The organism is Xanthomonas sp. CFBP 7698 (assembly GCF_003600855.1).
Classification (GTDB): domain Bacteria; phylum Pseudomonadota; class Gammaproteobacteria; order Xanthomonadales; family Xanthomonadaceae; genus Xanthomonas; species Xanthomonas cannabis.
In genome coordinates, this window is sequence record NZ_PRDN01000001.1 from 1066963 (window position 1) to 1084629 (window position 17667).

At 66.6% G+C, this 17667-nt stretch carries 14 protein-coding genes and 1 other RNA gene; 5 read left to right on the forward strand and 10 right to left on the reverse strand.

Going from position 1 to position 17667, the window contains the following annotated elements; translation table 11 throughout:
* Positions 1-13: 13 nt before the first annotated feature.
* Positions 14-610, reverse strand: a complete 597-nt coding sequence (locus XnspCFBP7698_RS04495; protein WP_104580534.1) for a plasmid pRiA4b ORF-3 family protein — start codon at positions 608-610, stop codon at positions 14-16.
* Positions 611-737: 127 nt separating this feature from the next.
* On the opposite strand from XnspCFBP7698_RS04495, the gene XnspCFBP7698_RS04500 reads away from it, so the two are divergent.
* A non-coding RNA gene (locus XnspCFBP7698_RS04500) (sX9 sRNA) lies at positions 738-814 on the forward strand.
* 4 nt (positions 815-818) lie between these two features.
* Here the strand turns inward: XnspCFBP7698_RS04500 and XnspCFBP7698_RS04505 are convergent.
* From XnspCFBP7698_RS04505 to XnspCFBP7698_RS04520, 4 genes are read right to left on the reverse strand one after another with little or no spacing between them, the layout of a single operon-like run.
* Complete coding sequence (locus XnspCFBP7698_RS04505; RefSeq protein WP_123137272.1) at positions 819-3878, reverse strand: efflux RND transporter permease subunit; 3060 nt, start codon at positions 3876-3878, stop codon at positions 819-821.
* A complete protein-coding gene (locus XnspCFBP7698_RS04510; RefSeq protein WP_123137273.1) occupies positions 3875-4981 on the reverse strand; it encodes an efflux RND transporter periplasmic adaptor subunit in 1107 nt (368 codons plus the stop codon). The genes XnspCFBP7698_RS04505 and XnspCFBP7698_RS04510 overlap by 4 nt, the downstream gene beginning before the upstream one ends.
* A 21-nt stretch (positions 4982-5002) precedes the next feature.
* Positions 5003-5839 (reverse strand): MipA/OmpV family protein, encoded by an 837-nt coding sequence (locus XnspCFBP7698_RS04515; RefSeq protein ID WP_104580537.1) that lies wholly within the window; start codon positions 5837-5839, stop codon positions 5003-5005.
* 19 nt (positions 5840-5858) lie between these two features.
* A complete protein-coding gene (locus tag XnspCFBP7698_RS04520) occupies positions 5859-7328 on the reverse strand; it encodes an efflux transporter outer membrane subunit (RefSeq protein WP_104580538.1) in 1470 nt (489 codons plus the stop codon).
* Positions 7329-7433: 105 nt separating this feature from the next.
* Here XnspCFBP7698_RS04520 and XnspCFBP7698_RS04525 point away from each other — a divergent pair, with 105 nt between their 5' ends.
* Both XnspCFBP7698_RS04525 and XnspCFBP7698_RS04530 read left to right on the forward strand, forming a co-directional pair.
* The gene (locus tag XnspCFBP7698_RS04525; RefSeq protein WP_104580539.1) at positions 7434-8123 is read left to right on the forward strand and encodes a response regulator; all 690 of its coding nucleotides are present in this window, start codon (positions 7434-7436) and stop codon (positions 8121-8123) included.
* Positions 8120-9313 carry an ATP-binding protein gene (locus XnspCFBP7698_RS04530; protein ID WP_104580540.1) on the forward strand — a complete coding sequence of 398 codons (1194 nt, stop codon included), beginning with the start codon at positions 8120-8122 and terminating at the stop codon, positions 9311-9313. The genes XnspCFBP7698_RS04525 and XnspCFBP7698_RS04530 overlap by 4 nt, the downstream gene beginning before the upstream one ends.
* Positions 9314-9377: 64 nt before the next feature.
* On the opposite strand, the gene XnspCFBP7698_RS04535 is transcribed toward XnspCFBP7698_RS04530, so the two are convergent.
* From XnspCFBP7698_RS04535 to rraA, 3 genes are all read right to left on the reverse strand, one after another.
* The gene (locus XnspCFBP7698_RS04535) at positions 9378-10643 is read right to left on the reverse strand and encodes a cation:proton antiporter (RefSeq protein WP_104580586.1); all 1266 of its coding nucleotides are present in this window, start codon (positions 10641-10643) and stop codon (positions 9378-9380) included.
* A gap of 216 nt (positions 10644-10859) precedes the next feature.
* Positions 10860-12455, reverse strand: a complete 1596-nt coding sequence (locus XnspCFBP7698_RS04540) for a serine hydrolase (RefSeq protein WP_199680034.1) — start codon at positions 12453-12455, stop codon at positions 10860-10862.
* Between the two features lie 22 nt (positions 12456-12477).
* Positions 12478-12978 carry a ribonuclease E activity regulator RraA gene (rraA, locus tag XnspCFBP7698_RS04545; RefSeq protein ID WP_104580541.1) on the reverse strand — a complete coding sequence of 167 codons (501 nt, stop codon included), beginning with the start codon at positions 12976-12978 and terminating at the stop codon, positions 12478-12480.
* A gap of 301 nt (positions 12979-13279) precedes the next feature.
* On the opposite strand from rraA, the gene XnspCFBP7698_RS04550 reads away from it, so the two are divergent.
* Entirely contained in the window at positions 13280-14113 is an 834-nt protein-coding gene (locus XnspCFBP7698_RS04550; protein ID WP_104580542.1) for a DUF72 domain-containing protein, read from the forward strand.
* 343 nt (positions 14114-14456) lie between these two features.
* On the forward strand, positions 14457-15404 hold the full coding sequence (locus tag XnspCFBP7698_RS04555) for a DMT family transporter (RefSeq protein ID WP_047695678.1): 948 nt from the start codon (positions 14457-14459) through the stop codon (positions 15402-15404).
* 347 nt (positions 15405-15751) lie between these two features.
* Here XnspCFBP7698_RS04555 and XnspCFBP7698_RS04560 read toward each other — a convergent pair whose 3' ends face one another.
* Both XnspCFBP7698_RS04560 and XnspCFBP7698_RS04565 read right to left on the reverse strand, forming a co-directional pair.
* Positions 15752-16822, reverse strand: coding sequence for a sensor domain-containing diguanylate cyclase (locus tag XnspCFBP7698_RS04560; protein ID WP_039412991.1), 1071 nt, complete (start codon positions 16820-16822; stop codon positions 15752-15754).
* Positions 16823-16942: 120 nt separating this feature from the next.
* Positions 16943-17665, reverse strand: coding sequence for a pseudouridine synthase (locus tag XnspCFBP7698_RS04565; RefSeq protein WP_039412988.1), 723 nt, complete (start codon positions 17663-17665; stop codon positions 16943-16945).
* Positions 17666-17667 lie beyond the last annotated feature (2 nt).

Sequence of the window (17667 nt, forward strand, 5' to 3'; positions counted from 1 at the left end):
TCGGCATCCGGATCTACTCGCGAATCCGCGCCAGCAGCCGGTTGACCTCGGCCAGATCGAAATGGGCTGGATCCAGACGACCACCGAGCGTGGCCAGCTCCTGCACATGCTGCGGGTGGTCCGTGTCGGCGATGATCTGCAAGAGCGCCTGGTAGGCGTCGATCCCGCCACTGCGTTCCGGCGGACAGGCATTGGCGCCCTCGATGCAGCGCGCGATGCGCAAGCCCGCATCCGGCGGCAGCACGGCCTCTACCTGCAGCGTGTGCTTCCAGCCAGCGCCGGCACCATAGAAATAGGCGAATTCGCCAAGCTCGCCCACCGCGCTTTCCAGCGTGACCCGGGCGGCATGCTTGAGCCGCGAGCGCTCCGGCACATCCAGCCCGGCCTCGCCATAGCGGCCACCGCCGAAGTCGAATTCGTACGGATGCGCGCCGCTCCAGCCCATCACCGACTGCAGCACGCGGTGCAACGTGGCCAGGCGTACTGCGCCCGACACCAGCAGGCGCCGCCAAATCGGCGGCGCGCTATCGGTCAATGCCACATGCAGTTGATACAGCGGTGCAGATGGCTGCACCGGTTGCTGCGCGAATTTCTTTTTTGCCTTCGTCATCGTGTCGTGCTTGTTCCTGACTGTCACCCAGTATGGCGTGCCAACCAGGCAAATGCAGACGCCGCCCAGAGCGTCGAGTAAACGACCGGGCAGTCGCCAGGCCGGTGCGGCCGGTGCCCGAATCGGTATGCACCACATGTACATTCCGGATCTGAGCGCGTCGTCCACGCCCGCCTGATGTCCCCTCGCTACGTATTGTTAACCACGCCTAGACACTCCTTCGCGTGCGCAAACCGAACAGCAGGTCATACAGGATCGGAATCAGGCCCAGCGTCACCAGCGTGCCCAACGCCAGCCCACCGATCATGGTGATCGCCATACCCGTCCACAGCGGGCCTGCAAACAGCATCAGCGGTACAAGGCCGACGATGCAGGTGAGCTTGGTCATGACGATCGGGCGCAGCCGCTTGACCGCAGCCGCCACCACCGCTTCGCGACGCGGCAGGCCATCGGCAAGTTCGGCCTCGATGCGCTCCAGCAGCAACACCGCGTTGTTGACGATGATGCCGGCCAGCGCCAGCAGGCCGAAGGTCGCCATGAAGCCGAACGGATAGCCGGTCAACACCAGCGCCAGTGCCGCACCGATCAGCACGAACGGCACCGCCGACAGCACGATGAACAACTTCCGGAACGAGTTGAACTGCCACACGAACAACAACAGGATCGCGCCCAGCGCATGCGGCATGTAGTGCAGCAAAGCCTGATTGGCTTCGGCCGAATCTTCCAGCTCGCCGCCAATCTCCACGCGGTAGCCGGGCGGCAGCTTGAGCGCGGCGATTGGCGCGGACAGCCGTTCGACGATCTCGGTCGCGGTCAGTTGCGGGTTGCGCGCGGTCACGGTGATGGCACGGCTGAGGTTGCGCCGCTGGATCGCCGACGGCTCGCTGTCGCGCAACACCGTGGCGACCGCCGCCAACGGGACAGGTGCGCCGCCTGCCTGCGGGTACACCAACGTATCGGCCGGATTGCCGTTGGCGGCACGCTCGTCGGTGCTGCCGCGCACGACAACCGGCACATCGGTGCCATCGTCGCGGATCACCGTGGCATCCACGCCGCTGTAGCGCCCCTGCAAGGCCTGCGCCACGTCTTCGCTGCTCACACCGGCGCGGCGGGCCTTGAGCTGGTCCACCTGCACCACATAGCGCGGAATGCGCGCCTGCCAGTCGTCCTGCACGTCCACGGTGCCCGGCACCGCCCGCAAGGCCCTGGCAATCGCAGCGGCGCTGCTGCGCAGCACCGCCTCGTCCGGACCCACCACGCGATACACCGCCATCCCAGCTTCGGTGGCGCCCAGCGAAAAGCGTTTGGGCTCGGCGCGCAGCGCAGGGAAGTGGCTGCGCACATGCGAGCGTACCCGCGCGATCACCGCATCGATGTCGGTCCCCGGCCGCACGCTGACCGTGAAGTACGCCTGGTTGGCGGCCGGCAGCGGCGGGTTCAGGCCCAGCACGATGCGCGGCCCGCCATCGGCAACATACCCGATGCTGTCCACCACCTCGGGGTTGGCGTGGCGGTCGCCCAACCAGCGGCTGAGTTCACTCACCGTGCGCAGCGTCTGGCGCGCATCGCTGCCCGCCTGCAAGGTCACCGGCATCTGGAACTGCAGGCGGTCGGACTTGGGCAGGAAGTCGTATGGGATGGACACCAGCACGGTGACCGCTAGCGCCAGCATCGCCGTCATCGCACCAATGAACAGCACCTTGTGCTGCAGCACGCGTTCGATCACACGGCGATAGCCGCGATAGAACCGCGATTCGGCTGCGTCGCTGGTCTTGGTGACATGCACCTTGGCGAAGTACATGCACAGCAGCGGCGTCACGGTGATGCTCAGCAACCACGACCCCAGCAGTGTCACGCCAAGCACGGTCGCCAGCGAGCGCAGGTATTCATTGGTGCTGGTCTGGCCGAAGAAGAACGGCGAAAATGCCAGCACGATGACCAACGACGACGTCAGCAAGGGGGTCGCCAACGTCCGGCCGGCATCGATGCAGGCCTGGCGACGTTCCTCGCCGGACACCAGACGGCGCTCGATGTCTTCGGCAATCACGATGCCGTTGTCCACCAACAAGCCCAACGCAAGAATAATGGCGGCAATCGAGACCGTCTGCAGCTCCACGTCCAGCACACGCATGACGATCAGCGAGGCGAAGATGGTCAACGGCACGATCGCGCCGACGATCAACCCGGTGCGCCAGCCCAGAAACAGCATCACCACCGCCATGACGATGACAATGGTCTCGCCCATGACGTGATGCATCTTGCCCATCTCGCGCTCGACCACATCGGCCTGGACGCTCACCACGTGCTGGGTGAAGCCGACAGGCAGCTCACGCGCGGTGTCGTCGAGCTTGGCGCGCAGCGCCTTGCCGAAGTCGGCGATATTGGTGCCGGGCTGCATCGAGACCGAGACCACCACCGCCGGCTGGCCCTGGTAGACGGCCGCGCTTTGCGGCGGGTCGGTCGGCATCACCTGCACCTGTGCCAGCTCGCCCAGGGTCACTTCGCGGGTACTGCCTGCGGGCGCGCCTGGCACGCTCAGCAGCACGCCGCGCAACTGCTCGGGCGTGCGGATTTCGCCGGACGTGGCCACGGTCAGCGCCAGCCCGGACACCGCCACCTGCCCGCCGGAGCCCACCACATTCTGGGCGCGCAATTGCGCCATCACGCTGGACGGTGTCAAGCCGCTGGCCAGCAACCGCGCGCGATCGAACGACACGTACACTGCCTCGTCCTGCAGGCCATACAACTTCACCTGCTCCACGCCGGGCAAGGCGTACAGCTGCTCGCGCATTCGCCGCAACGGGCCGCGCATTTCGCTCATCGAAAAGCCCGGTGCGGTCACCGCAATCGAAGCCACCGACACGCGCCCGAAGTCGTCGTCGACGAAGGGGCCAAGGGTGCCCGCAGGCAATTGTGCGCCGGCCTCCGCGGCCTTGGCGCGCACGCGCTGCCACAGCGCCGGCAGATCCTGCACATCGTCATAGGCGGTCAGCTGCACGATCGCGCTGCCCGGATGCAACGTGGTGAGGATGCGCTTGATGCCGGCCAACTCGCGCAAGCGCTCCTCCACCGGACGCGCCAGCAGGTTTTCCACCTGCTCGCTGGGCATGCCGGGATAGGCTACCGACACCAGCGTGTCGCGCACGGTCACCGACGGTTCCTCCTGCGACGGGAAACCGAGAAACGCCACGATGCCGCCGATCAGGATCATCGCTGCGGCAAACAACGTCAGCCGGCTCGAGCGCATCGCCATCTGGGTCAGCTTCATGGCGTGCGACCTCCGCCCAGCTGCGTCTGCGCCTGCAGTGGCGTCACCGGCTGGCCGTTCACCAAGAAGCCCACCCCGGCGCTCACCACCTGCTCGCCTGCACGCAGCCCGCGCAGAATCTGCACACGCTCGCCGACGATCGTCCCCAGGTCGACCGCGCGTTCGATCACCGCCCGCGTTGCCGGCTGGTAAACGAACACGCTGGCCCGCTGCCGGTTGAGCCGGGGCAATACCGCCGACAACGGCACGCTCGGCGTGGAAGCGGCAGGCGTCGGCAGCGTCAGCATCACGCTGTCGCCGCTACGCAGCGACGGCGCGGCGGCGAGGGGTTGCAGCAACGCATGTACCGTCGTGGCATTGTCCAGGCGGCTGGAAAGACTGCGCAGACGCAGTTCGATCAGCCCATCGCCCGCATCCGCCACACGGGCATGCACGGTCTGCCCCGGCACCAAGCCGGCACCGGCAGTTGCCGGCAATGTGGCGACCAGTTGCACATGGCCCTGCCCCTCCACCTGCAGCACCGTCTGCCCAGCCGCCACATCGGCCTGCGGTTGTTGCAGGCGCGCCACCACGCTGCCATCGAAGGGCGCGCGGAGCTCGCCCAAACGCGTGCCGCGGCGCGCCATGGCCAGGTCGGCCCTGGCCACCTGCAGCTGTGCGGCCGCCGCATCTGCCGCTGCGCGCGCAGCAGTCAAGGTGGCGTTGGAACTGGCACCGTCATCGAACATTGTCTGTTGCTGGCGCAATTGCAGTTGCCGCTCGCCGGATTGCGCTAGTGCCGCGCGCACGTTTGCAGCAGCCTGCTGTTCGCGCAGGCGCAGCGGTTCATCATCCAGCCGTGCCAACAGCTGGCCGCGGGTCACCCGGTCGCCGACATCCACCAGCACTGCGGAGAGACGGCCCGCCCCTTCGAACCCCAGCTCGGCGCGTTGTTCCTGGCGCACCAGCGCCGGTACCTGCAGTGGGTTATCGCTCCCGCTGCCGAAGCGCTCCAGCTTCACCGCGCGTGGTGCCTCACTGGCCGGCGCATCCGGCCCGCTGCATGCGGCCACTCCCAGCAGCAACGTGCCGCACACCAGGCCGCGATAAAACATCGTCATCATTTGATCCCCGGTCTATGCCGCTCAGCGGCTGTAGGTCAGTGCAAGGTTGCCGCTGACCACGCTGCGGCGTGCCACCAGCGGGCTGTCTTCGGCGTTGTCCAAGTAACGCGTTCCGGTGACCCCCAACGTGGTGGCCCAGTGGTCGCCCAACGAGTGCGTCCAACTGCCACCTACCGCGGCGGCATACGCACCGGATCCGGAATTGAAGGCGGCAAAGCGGGTGCGCGCGGCTTGCGCATCGGTGACGCCGAAGTAAGCCTGATTGAAGCGGCGGTCGCCGCCATGCACGTCCAGATCCAGGGTGATCGTGTCGTTGGCGCTATGCAGCAGGGTGAATTCCATCCCGGCGCGATAGCGGTTGCGGCGCGCAGCATCCTTGAGCGTGAACTCCACCTCCGCATTGACGTTCATGTAGGGCGTCACTTGCTGCATCACCAGCGTGCGTGCCGTCACCGACCCAGGCACATCGCCCATGCCGGCCAGCAGGCGCGAGCCCGGCCGCCAGTTGCTGTCGCTTTGCAGCCGGCCCAGGTCGTAATACAGCGATTGCGATATGTAGAAGCCGGATGTGCTCTGGAATTGCAGGCCGCCGCCGCGGGAGGTGTCGAAGAACAGCACGCCGCGCTGCACCACCAGCACCGGGTTAAATTGCACGCGCGCGCGCTCGGCACCGGCATACTCCGGCGTGGCAACCGCGGCGGCACCGGCGGTGATTTCAGTGCGATCTCCCAGCAGGCGCGAACTCCCGGTCAGATCGGTTTGTGCGTGTGCGATGCACGGAATGGCGGTCATGCACGCGAGGACGCTGGCGCGGACGGCACGGTTGCCACGCAAGCGATTGAAGGACGATACGTTCATCGAAAGTCTCCGTCGGAAGTCAGGAAGCGGTGGGCAGGCGCACGCCGTAGAACGCCTGAAACAGCGCAATACGGCTCAGCACGCGTTGACGTGCGGTGTCCAGGTAATCGAGTTCGGTTTGAGCGATGCGGGCCCGCTCGGCCAGCAGCGCGCTGCGGTCTTCCAGACCGGCATCTACGCGCTGATGCATTCGGGCAAGCCGCAGTTGCTCGCGTTCGACCTGCTCGCGCGAGCGCGGCTCGGCCTGCGACAAGGTGGCGTGGGCGTCGAGTGCATTGGCGACCTCGCGAAATGCAGACTCGATCACCTGCTCGTAGGCGATGACATCGGCACGTCTGCGCACTTGCGCCAGGTCCAGATTGGCGCGATTGCGGCCGCCATCGAACACCGGCAGGTTCAATTGCGGCATGAAGCTCCACATGCCGTGGCCTGCAGAAAACAAGCCGTTCAATCCGTCGCTGGCCGTGCCCACGCTGCTGCTCAAGGTGATCGAGGGGAAAAACGCCGCACGCGCCGCGCCGATATCGGCATTGGCCGCGCGCAACTCCAGCTCGGCCTGCTGGATATCCGGGCGTTGCAGCAACAGCGACGAATCCAGCGCGCGCCACGCACTGGCCGGCGTATCGGCGGCGATCAGCCCCTGCAGATCGCCGGGTACCGGCGTGCTGTCGTAGCCGGCCAGCACCTGCAGCGCGCGCACCGCCGCCGCGTGGTTGTCGTTGCCCTGCAGGGCCGCCACGTGGGCCTGGTCGGCCTGACGCTGCTGCGCGTCGCGCTCATCGCGCGCGATCAGCCCGACCTGATATTGCCGCTCGGCAATGGCAAGCAACGCAGCGCTGTCAGCATCCAGCGATTGCAGCTGTTGCAGCGCCTGCGCGGTGGTGCGCTCGGCGGTGTAGGCGCGCAGCACCTCTGCAATCAGGGCGCCACGCGCCGCGTCGCGGCCATGGGTGCTGGCCAGGTAGCGCTGGCGTGCGGCCTCGGACATCGCTTGCAGCTTGCCGAAAAAGTCCACTTCGAAATTGCCGATCCCTGCATTGGCAATGACCAGATCCTGCTGGTACCGCGCATCCAGCGTCGGGTTGTCGAAATGTTGCCGCAGCTGCTGTGCGCCGACGGCGAGCGTCGGCAGGCGCGACGCGTGCGTGATGCCGTATTGCGCGCGTGCCTGCTCTACCTGCAACGCCGCACGGCGGAAATCGCCGTTGTGCGCCAAGGCACGTTCGACCAGGGGCCGCAGGTCGCGGTCTGGCGCCAAGGTCTGCAAGAACACGCGCTCTTGCTCGTTCAGAGTGACGGTGGTAGTCGCGTTGGCGTCGGGCTGACCGGATGCCGGCGCCAATGCGGCCTGCCGGTCGCCGAACGTGGCCGGCACGCTCAGCGCCGGGCGCTGGTAGGCCGGCGTCAGCGAGCAGCCAGTCACCAGCACTGCACTGGCGGCAACCAGGCACACGCAAGACCAACGATGCGGAATAATTTGTGGAATCATGATGTCGGGGCACAGAGCCAATCTCGACCGACATCCTCGACCCGCAGCGTCCAGGTTGTTTTCGGGAATTATTCAGATTTGATCGAGACGACAGGGCAACACGCCATGACAGGCAAGAAAGTTCTGCTGGTGGAAGACGACGCCGATAGCGCGAGCATTCTGGAGGCCTATCTCCGCCGCGACGGCTTCGATGTGGCCGTGGCCGGCGATGGCGAACGCGCCATCCAGCTCCATCGGCAATGGGCACCGGATCTGGTGCTGCTGGACGTGATGCTGCCCAAGCTCAGCGGCATCGAGGTGCTGTCGGCGATCCGCCGCGCTGGCGACACGCCGGTAATCATGGTCACCGCCATTGGCGACGAGCCGGAAAAGCTCGGCGCACTGCGCTACGGCGCCGACGATTACGTGGTCAAGCCTTACAGCCCCAAGGAGGTTGTGGCGCGCGTGCATGCCGTGCTACGCCGGAGCGTGGCAGTGCGTGCGCCGGGCGAGCCCTTACAGCACGGTCGGCTGAGCGTGGATCCGGCCGCCGTGGTGGCCAGCGTGCAACACGAAAACGGCGACAGCGTGGTGCTGGATCTGACGCCGACCGAATTCAACCTGCTCGCGCTGCTGCTCAAGACCCCATTCAAGGCCTTTACGCGCAGCGAACTGCTCGACGCCTGCCTGCCCGACAGCGATGCATTGGAACGGGTAGTGGATTCGCACATCCACAACCTGCGCCGCAAACTTGAAGTGCATGGCATCACCGGGGTGCTGGTCACCGTGCGTGCAGTGGGGTATCGCTTTCAATGAAGGTGCTGCGGCGGTTTCATGCCTGGCGCAACCAGGCGCCCCTGTGGTGGTGGGTAGGGCTGCGCATGAGCGCGCTGGCGGTGGTGACCATGATGGTCATCGCGTTCGGCATGTGGTGCTATTTCAATCTGCGCTACAGCCTGATACTGAGCACCGTGCCGGCCGGGCCGCGTGCGGAGATCTCCCAGCTGATCGAGCAGCCCCGGGCCAACCAGGCCCGCCTGTGGGAGCTGTTCCAGCGCTATTACGACATCGAAAATTTCCTGCCCGGGCTGGCAAATCCGGACTGGTGGATGCTGGGCGCCATGATGGCCATCTCGGTGCCGGTCATTTTGTTCTGCGGCCTGCTCGCCTCGCGGCCGCTGTCGCGGCAGTTTTCGCAGGTGGCTTTCGCGGCGCACCGGGTCAGCGATGGCGATTTCGGCGCACGCGCAGAAGTGGTGCGCGGCGCACCGGACGAGCTCACCGCCCTGGCCGACGACTTCAATACGATGAGCGGCAGGCTGCAGCAGTACGAGCGCGAATTACGCGACTCCAGCGCGATGCTGGCGCATGAATTGCGCACCCCGCTCAATGCCGCGATGGGACGCGTGCAAGGCATGCTGGACGACGTCTTCCCGCGCGAACCCGAGCAACTGCGGCTGGTGCATCGCCAGCTGGAGCAGATCAATCGCCTGATCGGCGACCTGCACCTGGTGTCGCTGGCGCGTGCCGGCCAGCTGGTGCTGGAGCCGGAAAGCGTCGAGCTGCGGGAGCTCGTCGCCGAACGCATCGAATGGGCAGGGCCGGCGCTGCGCGAGGCGCAGATGACCGTCCACTACCCCACGCATCCGGCGCTGCGCCTGCATGCCGACCGGCACCGGCTAGGCCAGGTGCTGTCGATCCTGATCGATAACGCGTTGCGCTACGCCGCAGCCGGCAAGCTGCTGGAGATCCAGGTGCGCCGCGACGGCAACATCGTGCAGCTCACCGTCGGCGACCGCGGCCCTGGCGTGGCGCCTGCGCAACTGCCGCACCTGTTGGACCGCTTCTGGCGCGCCGACAGCTCGCGCGCGCGGCATTCCGGCGGCAGCGGCCTGGGCCTGGCGATCGCCTCGGCCATCTGCCAGGCGCACGATGGCCAACTGGTCGTCAGCAACCGCCCCGGCGGTGGCCTGCTGGCCAGCGTGCAGTTACCGCTGGGGCGTTGACGCAACGCCCGGCCGCGCACACGTCAGTGCAACTGCCCGCACCCGCGGGCGGTTGCGCACCCGATCACCGCGACTGCAGGCTCGGCACCGCGTCGCTCACATGGGCGTGGCGACGCATGATCCAGTTGAACAGCGGCGTCGCCATCAGCGTGGACAGGATCGCCATCAGCACCAGTACCGAGAACAGGCCCTGCTCGATCACACCGGCCTGCAGGCCGATGTTGATGATGATCAGCTCCATCAGGCCGCGTGCATTCATCAGCGAGCCGATCGCCATCGCGTCGCGGTTGTTTTCGCCGGTAACGCGCGCCGCAGCCCAGCAGGCCACACCCTTGCCAACGAACGATGCAGCCAGGATCGCGACACCGGCCAGCATGATCTGCGGCTGCAACAGCACGCTGAGCTGGGTCTTCAGGCCCGAATAGGTAAAGAACAACGGCAGCAGCAAGACCACCACGAACGGCTGCATCATCTCGCGCAGTTTTTCCGTCAACGGCCCCTTGGGCAGGCAGACACCCAACAGGAAGCCACCGAACACCGCGTGGATGCCGATCGCGTCCATCGCCCACGCGCTCACGCAGAACAGCATCAGCACGATCGCCAGCACGCTGTTGCTGAGCGGCTGATCCGGCACCACGTGGTCGGCCAGGCGACGCAACAGATGCCGTCCGACGAAAATCATGAACACCGCGTAGCCCACGCCGCCACCGATGGCCAGATAGGCGCTGCCCCAGCTGCCGCCGAAGCTGGCCAGCACCACCGCAAGGATGCACCACGCGGCGGCGTCGTCGAACGCGCCAGCCGTCAGCGCCAGCGTTCCCAGCGGGCTATTGGTCAGGCCGCGTTCGTGGATGATGCGCGCCAGCATCGGGAAGGCAGTGATGGCGATGGCTGCGCCCAGAAACAGCGACGCTTCCGTGAGCTTGGCCTTCTCGGAGAACAGGCCATTGACGGTGAGCAGCCATGGGCACATCGCAAATGCCAGCGCGAACGGCACCGCGATGCCGGCCAGCGACACGCTCATCGCGCTGCGGTAGCGCGCGCGGAAGTGATCGCCGCGGAAATCGGTCCCGACCAGAAACATGTACAGGCCCACGCCGAACTGCGCGAACACGTACAACACATCCATGGTCTGCTTGGGGAACAACGCCGCCTGCGCGCCCGGCGCCAGCAGGCCGAACAACGATGGCCCCAGCATCACCCCGGCAATCATCTCGCCGACCACCTGCGGCTGCCCCAGGCGCTTGGCCAGCAACCCGACCAACCGGCACACCAGCAGGATGGCTGCAGCCTGCAGAAAGAAATACACCGACATCTGTGGAGTGGTCATGCGTGCGGCGACATCCTTGAGAAGTGCGCGGATCATAACCACACGCGCCGCCAGGCGGTAGCGACGCGGCGGCGGTCGCTGCAATGCTGCACGCGCCAGCCGCCATGGCCATGTCGGCGTGCAGAGCTGCGCTGCGCTGCGGTGGCCGCCGGCCGCAACCGACTCCGGCCACCAGCGCACTGCAAGACAGCGAGCGCCCGGCAACCGAGCGCCGCTTCACTTCGGCGCAGCGGCCTGCGTCTGCACAGGCGTCAGCAGCAGATCCTGAAAATCGAAGCTGAAATCGGTCAGCGGCGAGATCGCCTGCATGCGCATCTCGCGCACCGCACCGTCCGGGGTCAACGCGAAGTTGACGAAGGCATCCGCGTTCAAGGAGCGGTCGTCCCAGCGCACGATGAAGCTGTCGTGCTGCCAATGCTCCAGCGTGCCCACCAATTGGGCGGTCCTGATGAACTGCAGGCGCAGCCGCTTGCCGTCCTGGCGGATCACCACATCGCCATACCAGGGGTCGCGATAGGTCGCCGCATAGCCGCGCAGCGGCAACGACGGCGTGGAGCGTGCCGCGCGTGCGTCCTGATGCGCCTTCCAACTGGTATCGGCCTCGCTGCCGGCCTTGGCCACGGCCTTGGCGTACGCCTCGGTCCAATCGGTGGGTGGCACCTGCAGGAATGCGTCCAGCACCTGCAGCGTCACCGCATTGAACGCCGCGCCGACTTCCTGATTGGTCAGCACCACCACGCCCAGCTTCTGGTCAGGCACCAGCGTCAGCCGCGACACCATGCCGGGCCAGCCGCCGGTATGCCACACCAGACGATGGCCGCGATAGTCGCTCAGGCTCCAGCCTTCGCCATAGCCGGCAAAATTGGGCTGCGCGCCGGCCAGTTCGGGCACTGCCGGAGCGGCGACGGCGATCGGCGTGATCATCGACCACATCTCCTGCTGCCGCTTTGCACTGAACAGCGGTGTGCCGTCCGGCAATACGCCGCCGGCCAGTTGCACCTTCATCCACAACGCCATGTCGTGCGCACTGGAGTAGATGCCGCCGGCACCGGAGTTGTTGGACCAGGTCAATGGCGCCACCGTGCGCAACTCGGTGAAGTCGTACTTGGCGTGCCCTACTGCGGCGTTATCGTCGGGCTGCAGATGGTCGGCATTGAAGCGCGTGCCGCGCATGCCCACCGGGGCAAAGATGCGCTGCTGCAGAAACGCAGCGTAGGGTTGCCCGGAGACCTGCTCGATCACCTTCTGCGCCACGGCGTACAAGATATTGTCGTATGCATAGCGATCGCGGAAACCGCCTTTCAATGGCACCTTGGCCAGGCGCTGCACGACCTCTTCGGTGCTGTAGCTGGTGGTTGGCCAGAACAACAGGTCGCCTGCGCCCAGGCTCAGGCCGCTGCGATGCGCCAGCAAGTCGCGGATACGCATTTGGTCGCTGACATACGGGTCGGACATGCGGAACCACGGCAGGTGGTCGATGACCTTGTCGTCGAGCGAGAGCTTGCCTTCGTCGGCCAGAATCGACAGCGAGGCAGCGGTGAACGCCTTGGTGTTGGAGGCGATCGCAAACAGCGTATCGGCCTGCACCGGATCGGGTTTGCCGATCTCGCGGACGCCGTAGCCACGCTCCAGCACCACCTGGCCATCCTTGACGATGGCCACGGCGATGCCGGGCACGTCGAACTGGGTGCGCACGCGTTCCATCTGCGCGTCGAACTGCTGCATGCCGGCCGGCAGGTCGGCCGCATGCGTCGTTGTCACCAGGGTTGCCAGCATCAGCACGCCTCCCGTCAGCCATCGGTTCACGATCACCACCACGTCCTCCTGTTGTCGATCAGGGTGTGCCACCGGCACTGTCCAGCGACAGCGGCAGCGGCGTCACCAGCACGCCGTTGGCGTCGGCGTAGAGCCAGTGCCCGGGCACGAACGGGACGCCGGCAAAATTCACCGGCACCTGCGCATCGCCCAGGTCGCGCCGTTCGGTACGGCGCGGGCAGGCAGCCAAGGCCAGCACGCCCAGCGGCAGCGTGCCCAGGATCTCGACATCGCGCACGCAGCCATAGATCACCACCCCGGCCCAGCCATTGGCCACCGCCTGCGCTGCGATCTGGTCGCCCAGCAGCGCATGCTTCAACGAGCCCTGCCCGTCCACCACCAGCACCCGCCCGTCGCCCGGCGTGGAGGCCAGTTCGCGCACGCGCGAGTTGTCTTCAACACAGCGCACCGTTGCGATCGGTCCGCAGAACGCGGTGCGCCCGCCAAAGTGGCGGAACAATGGCTCGGCAACGCTCACCTCGGGAAAGCGGTCACACAGATCGGGAGTGGTCCAGGTCATCGAGACGGTCTCATGCGGCGATGCAGGCATGGTAGCCGGCTGCGCTGGCGTGCGGGCGCTGGCTGCCGCATGTCGCGGTGGGGCCAGGCTGGCAGGCGTGCGATGGCGTGGCTGACGGTTGCGCGATCGATGTGCTTGCGTCCGCTGCAGTCCGTCGCAACGCGCACGGCCGTCGCCGCTGCAACGCCGCCGTTCTCACGCGCCATCCAGTCCGGATGCGCCAGGCTATGCGCCGCGGTCGCTGCCGGCTTCGCGCAGCACGCCCCGCCACCGTGCCCTCCTGCCAGCGAGTACCCCTGCGATGACTGATCTGTTCGCTTCCGCCCCGCCCTCCCTGGATGGCATCCACGTCGGCATCGGCGGTTGGGTGTACGCGCCTTGGCGCGCGGGCATGTTCTATCCGGAAGGACTGGTGCAGCGCCGCGAGCTGGAATACGCCAGCCGCCATGTCACTGCCATCGAAATCAACGGCACCTATTACGGCGCGCAGAAGCCGGCAACCTATGCAAAGTGGCGCGACGAAGTGCCGCCCGGGTTCGTGTTCTCGGCCAAGGCGCCGCGACGCATTACCCAGTCGCGCAGACTGGCGGGCACCAGGGCCCAGGTGGAGGACTTCGTTGGCGGCATTGTCGAGCTCGGCGACACGCTTGGCCCGCTGGTGTGGCAGTTCGAACACGGGCATCGCCTGCAGGCCGACGACTTGGACGACTTTCTGGCACTGCTGCCCAGGCACACGGGCGGCCGCACGCTGCGCCACGTGCTGGAAATCCGCGATCCGGATGCGGTGGATGCGTCGTTGCTGGCGCTGGTGCGCCGCCATGGCGTCGCGACGGTGTTCACCGATTCCGACGAACACCCCTCCTTCGCCGACCTCTCCACCGACGTTGTCTACGCGCGGCTGATGCGAAGCCAGGCGCGCCTGCATGCCGGTTACCCCGCGCCTGCGCTGGCACGCTGGGCCGAGCGCATCCAGGCATGGCGCCGCGGCGAAGACCCGGACGATCTGCCGCACATCGAAGATCCGTCGAAAACGCCTGCTGCGCCGCGCGAGGTGTTCGTGTTCTTCATCAGTGCGGCAAAGGAACGCAACCCGGCGGCGGCGATGGCGTTGTTGAAGGCGTTGTCGGCAGGCTAGCTGCCTCGCCGACGTTGCACGCGGTTGTGCATGCGGCAGTTTTTAACGGTGGCGCGTGGCAGACAAGTGGCGATGTGCGACGACCTCACATCTGCTGCCTGGCCATGATCGTTTCGCACCGATCGTGCGAACGGTCCTGGGTGCTCACCGTGGCGTTGGGCCTTAGCGACGCCGTGAATGGTGCAGCAGTCAGTGGCATGGGTAGGCGGTGCCCTCGCCCCTTTCCTGCGGGAGAGGGGCTTGGTACTCGGTATCCGCTGCGGCCGGGAGCCGGGTTGCCATCGCCATCCACACGGCTGTCGCCGCCCGACGTCGGCACGCAACTTTTCGGCGACAATGGCGCATGCCCACGACCGACCTGCGCAAGGCGCAACTGCAAATTCATTTCTGCGTGCTGCTCTGGGGCATCACCGCGATCCTGGGCAAATTGATCACGCTGCAGGCCTTGCCGCTGGTGTGGTGGCGGATGTTGATCGTGGTGGTGGCGCTGGCCTTGTGGCCACGCGTGTGGCGCGGGCTGCGCGGTCTGTCCGGGCGCGTGGTGCTGGGCTATTGCGGCATCGGCGCGCTGGTGGCGTTGCACTGGCTCACCTTCTACGGCGCGATCAAGCTGGCCAATGCCTCGGTGGCGGCGACCTGCATCGCCCTGGCGCCGGTGTTCACCGCGGTGATCGAGCCGTGGGTCACGCAGCGGCCGTTCCGTCCGCGCGAGTTGCTGTTCGGCCTGGCGGTGCTGCCGGGGGTGGCGCTGGTGGTTGGCGGCGTGCCCGATGGCATGCGAGCCGGCGTGGTGGTCGGCGCGATCTCGGCGGTCTTCGTCGGCCTGTTCGGCTCGCTCAACAAGCGCATGGTCGCGCATGCAGACCCGCTGACCGTGACCGCACTGGAGTTGGGTGCCGGCACCTTGACCCTGACCGTGCTGGCGCCGGCCATGCCGCTGTTGCTGCCATCGCTGCATGGCAGCCTGCTGGTCCTGCCCAGCCTGCACGACGGTGTGCTGCTGCTCGCCCTGTCACTGGCCTGCACGTTGCTGCCGTTTGCGCTGGCGCTGATGGCGCTGCGTCATCTGAGCGCGTATTCGGTGCAACTGGTGACCAACCTGGAACCGGTCTACGCCATCGTGCTGGCCATCGCCCTGCTCGGCGAGCAGCGCGAGCTGACCCTGCAGTTCTATCTGGGCGTGGCGATCATTCTCGGCGCCGTGTTCCTGCATCCGGTGCTGGAACGTCGGCGCAAGGTGGTGCATCCGGAATTGCTCGGCACCGCCGAAGCGAAGAACATCGTCGACTGATCCGATTGTCCTGAGGGTGCGCCAGCGTCAGCTCTCGCGCACGCCCCGAACCGCCTGCATGCATGCATGCATGCATACAGCATCGCTTCCGCGCGCCGGAGATCTCTCGCGGCCATGCTGCGCAAGCCAGTCTCGAACCGGTGCCGGTCGACGTGTAAGCCGGCGGCCCTGTTATCGACATGAAGTTACTGGCGCCGTCCATTCAACCGACATCACGCGCGACCAGTGCTTTGCACGCGCATAGTCGACATCCGCAATGCAGCCGTACAGCTGCAGCACCGTCGTGGCGCTGCACACACGCGTCCTGCGCTGTCCCGGCCACGAAGCTCCACCCGGCAAGCCATGCGCTACTCCAGCGCCACCACCTGATCGCGGCCGCCGCGCTTGGCCGCGTACAAGGCCTGGTCGGCCCGCTTGATCACCGCCTCCACGCTCTCGTGCGGGTACAGCATGGCCACGCCGATGCTCACCGTCACCGGCAGGGCGAGCGTCATCGTCGCCACGCTCTGGCGCAGGTATTCGCACTGCACCCGCGCCTGCTGCAGGTCCACGTTGGGCAGCAGCAACACGAACTCTTCGCCGCCGTAGCGCGCAATCGTGCCTGCGCCGGCCGCATGCGCACGCAACAGCGCCGACAGCTCGCGCAGCACCAGATCGCCCTGGTCATGCCCATGGACATCGTTCACCACCTTGAAGTGGTCCACGTCCAACAGGGCCACCGACAGCGGTTGATTGGCCACGCGCGTCTGCTGCGTGGCGGCGGCGAGCGCAGCGGTGAACGCGCGGCGATTGGGCAGGCCGGTCAGCGGGTCGGTGCGGGTCTGCTCGACCAGATCGGCATTGACCGCCTCCATCGCCGCGTAATACTGCGCCATCTGCTGCTCGTACCAGTCGCGCTCACGCAGTTGCTGCCGCAGCTGCTTGCCTGCCAGGCGCAGTTCCAGCAGATGCGAGGCCTGCCGCGACAATGCCTGCAACGCAGCGCGTTGCGCGTCGCGCAGATGCGCCGGCGCCTGATCGAACACGCACAACGAACCCAGCGGCATGCCGTCGCTGGTGACCAGCGGCGCCCCGGCATAGAAGCGCACCGCGCCTTCCCCGGTCACCATCGGGTTGTCGAAAAAGCGCGGGTCCAGCAAGGTGTCTTCGACCGTCATCACCTCGTCCGGGCGCAGGATGGCATGTGCGCAGAACGAGATATCGCGCGGGGCTTCGCTACGCGGCACGCCATGGGCCGCCTTGAACCACTGCCGATGCGCATCCACCAGCACCACGGCCGCCATCTGCGTCTCGCACACGGTGGACGCCACCAGCGTGAGGTCGTCGAAGGCGCGCTCGGGTGGCGAATCCAGCAGCTCGTACTGACGCAGGGCGATCAGCCGTTCGGCTTCGTTCCCTGGCAATTGCGGTTTGATCACGCGGTCAGCCCCCTGCTGAGTCGTTATCGTCGGAAGTATGCCGGAGCCCTGTCGGGCCAGCGCTCTGCGCAGGCGACGGCTGGCCGTTCGCGCAGTGTGCGGTTCATCCGGCGCGCCGGCTTACCAGTCGGTGCGCTGCGGCAGCAATCCGCGCAGTTCCGCATCGCTGAGGTTGCGCCATTGCCCCGGCTTGAGCGCCGCCAGCTTGATGTTGTCGATGCGCACCCGCCGCAATTGCGTCACCCGATAGCCGAACTCGGCGGCCATCAGCCGGATCTGCCGGTTCAGGCCCTGCTCCAGCACGATGCGAAAGCCGAACTTGGCGATGCGCGCGGTGCGGCACGGCAACGTGGTCTCGTTATGGATGCGCACGCCACGTGCCATGCCGCGCAGAAATTCGTCGGTGACCGCCTTGTTGACCGCAACCAGATACTCTTTCTGGTGGCGGTTTTCCGCACGCAGGATTTCATTGACGATGTTGCCGTTGCTGGTCAGCAGGATCAGCCCCTCGGACTCCTTGTCCAGCCGGCCGATCGGAAAGATGCGCTGCTCGTGGCCGACGAAGTCGACGATGTTGCCCTTGACCGAACTCTCGGTGGTGCAGGTGATGCCCACCGGCTTGTTGAGCGCGATATAGACGTGTTTGCGCCCGCCCGGCTTCTTGGCTTCGCGCGCGCGCAGCGGTTGGCCATCCACCAGCACGGTGTCCTGCTCGCCCACCACCGCCCCGGTGCCGGCCACCACGCCATTGACGGTGACACGGCGCTCGCCGATCAGCCGATCGGCCTCGCGGCGTGAGCAGAAGCCGGTATCGGCGATATGTTTGTTGAGTCGGATCGTCATCG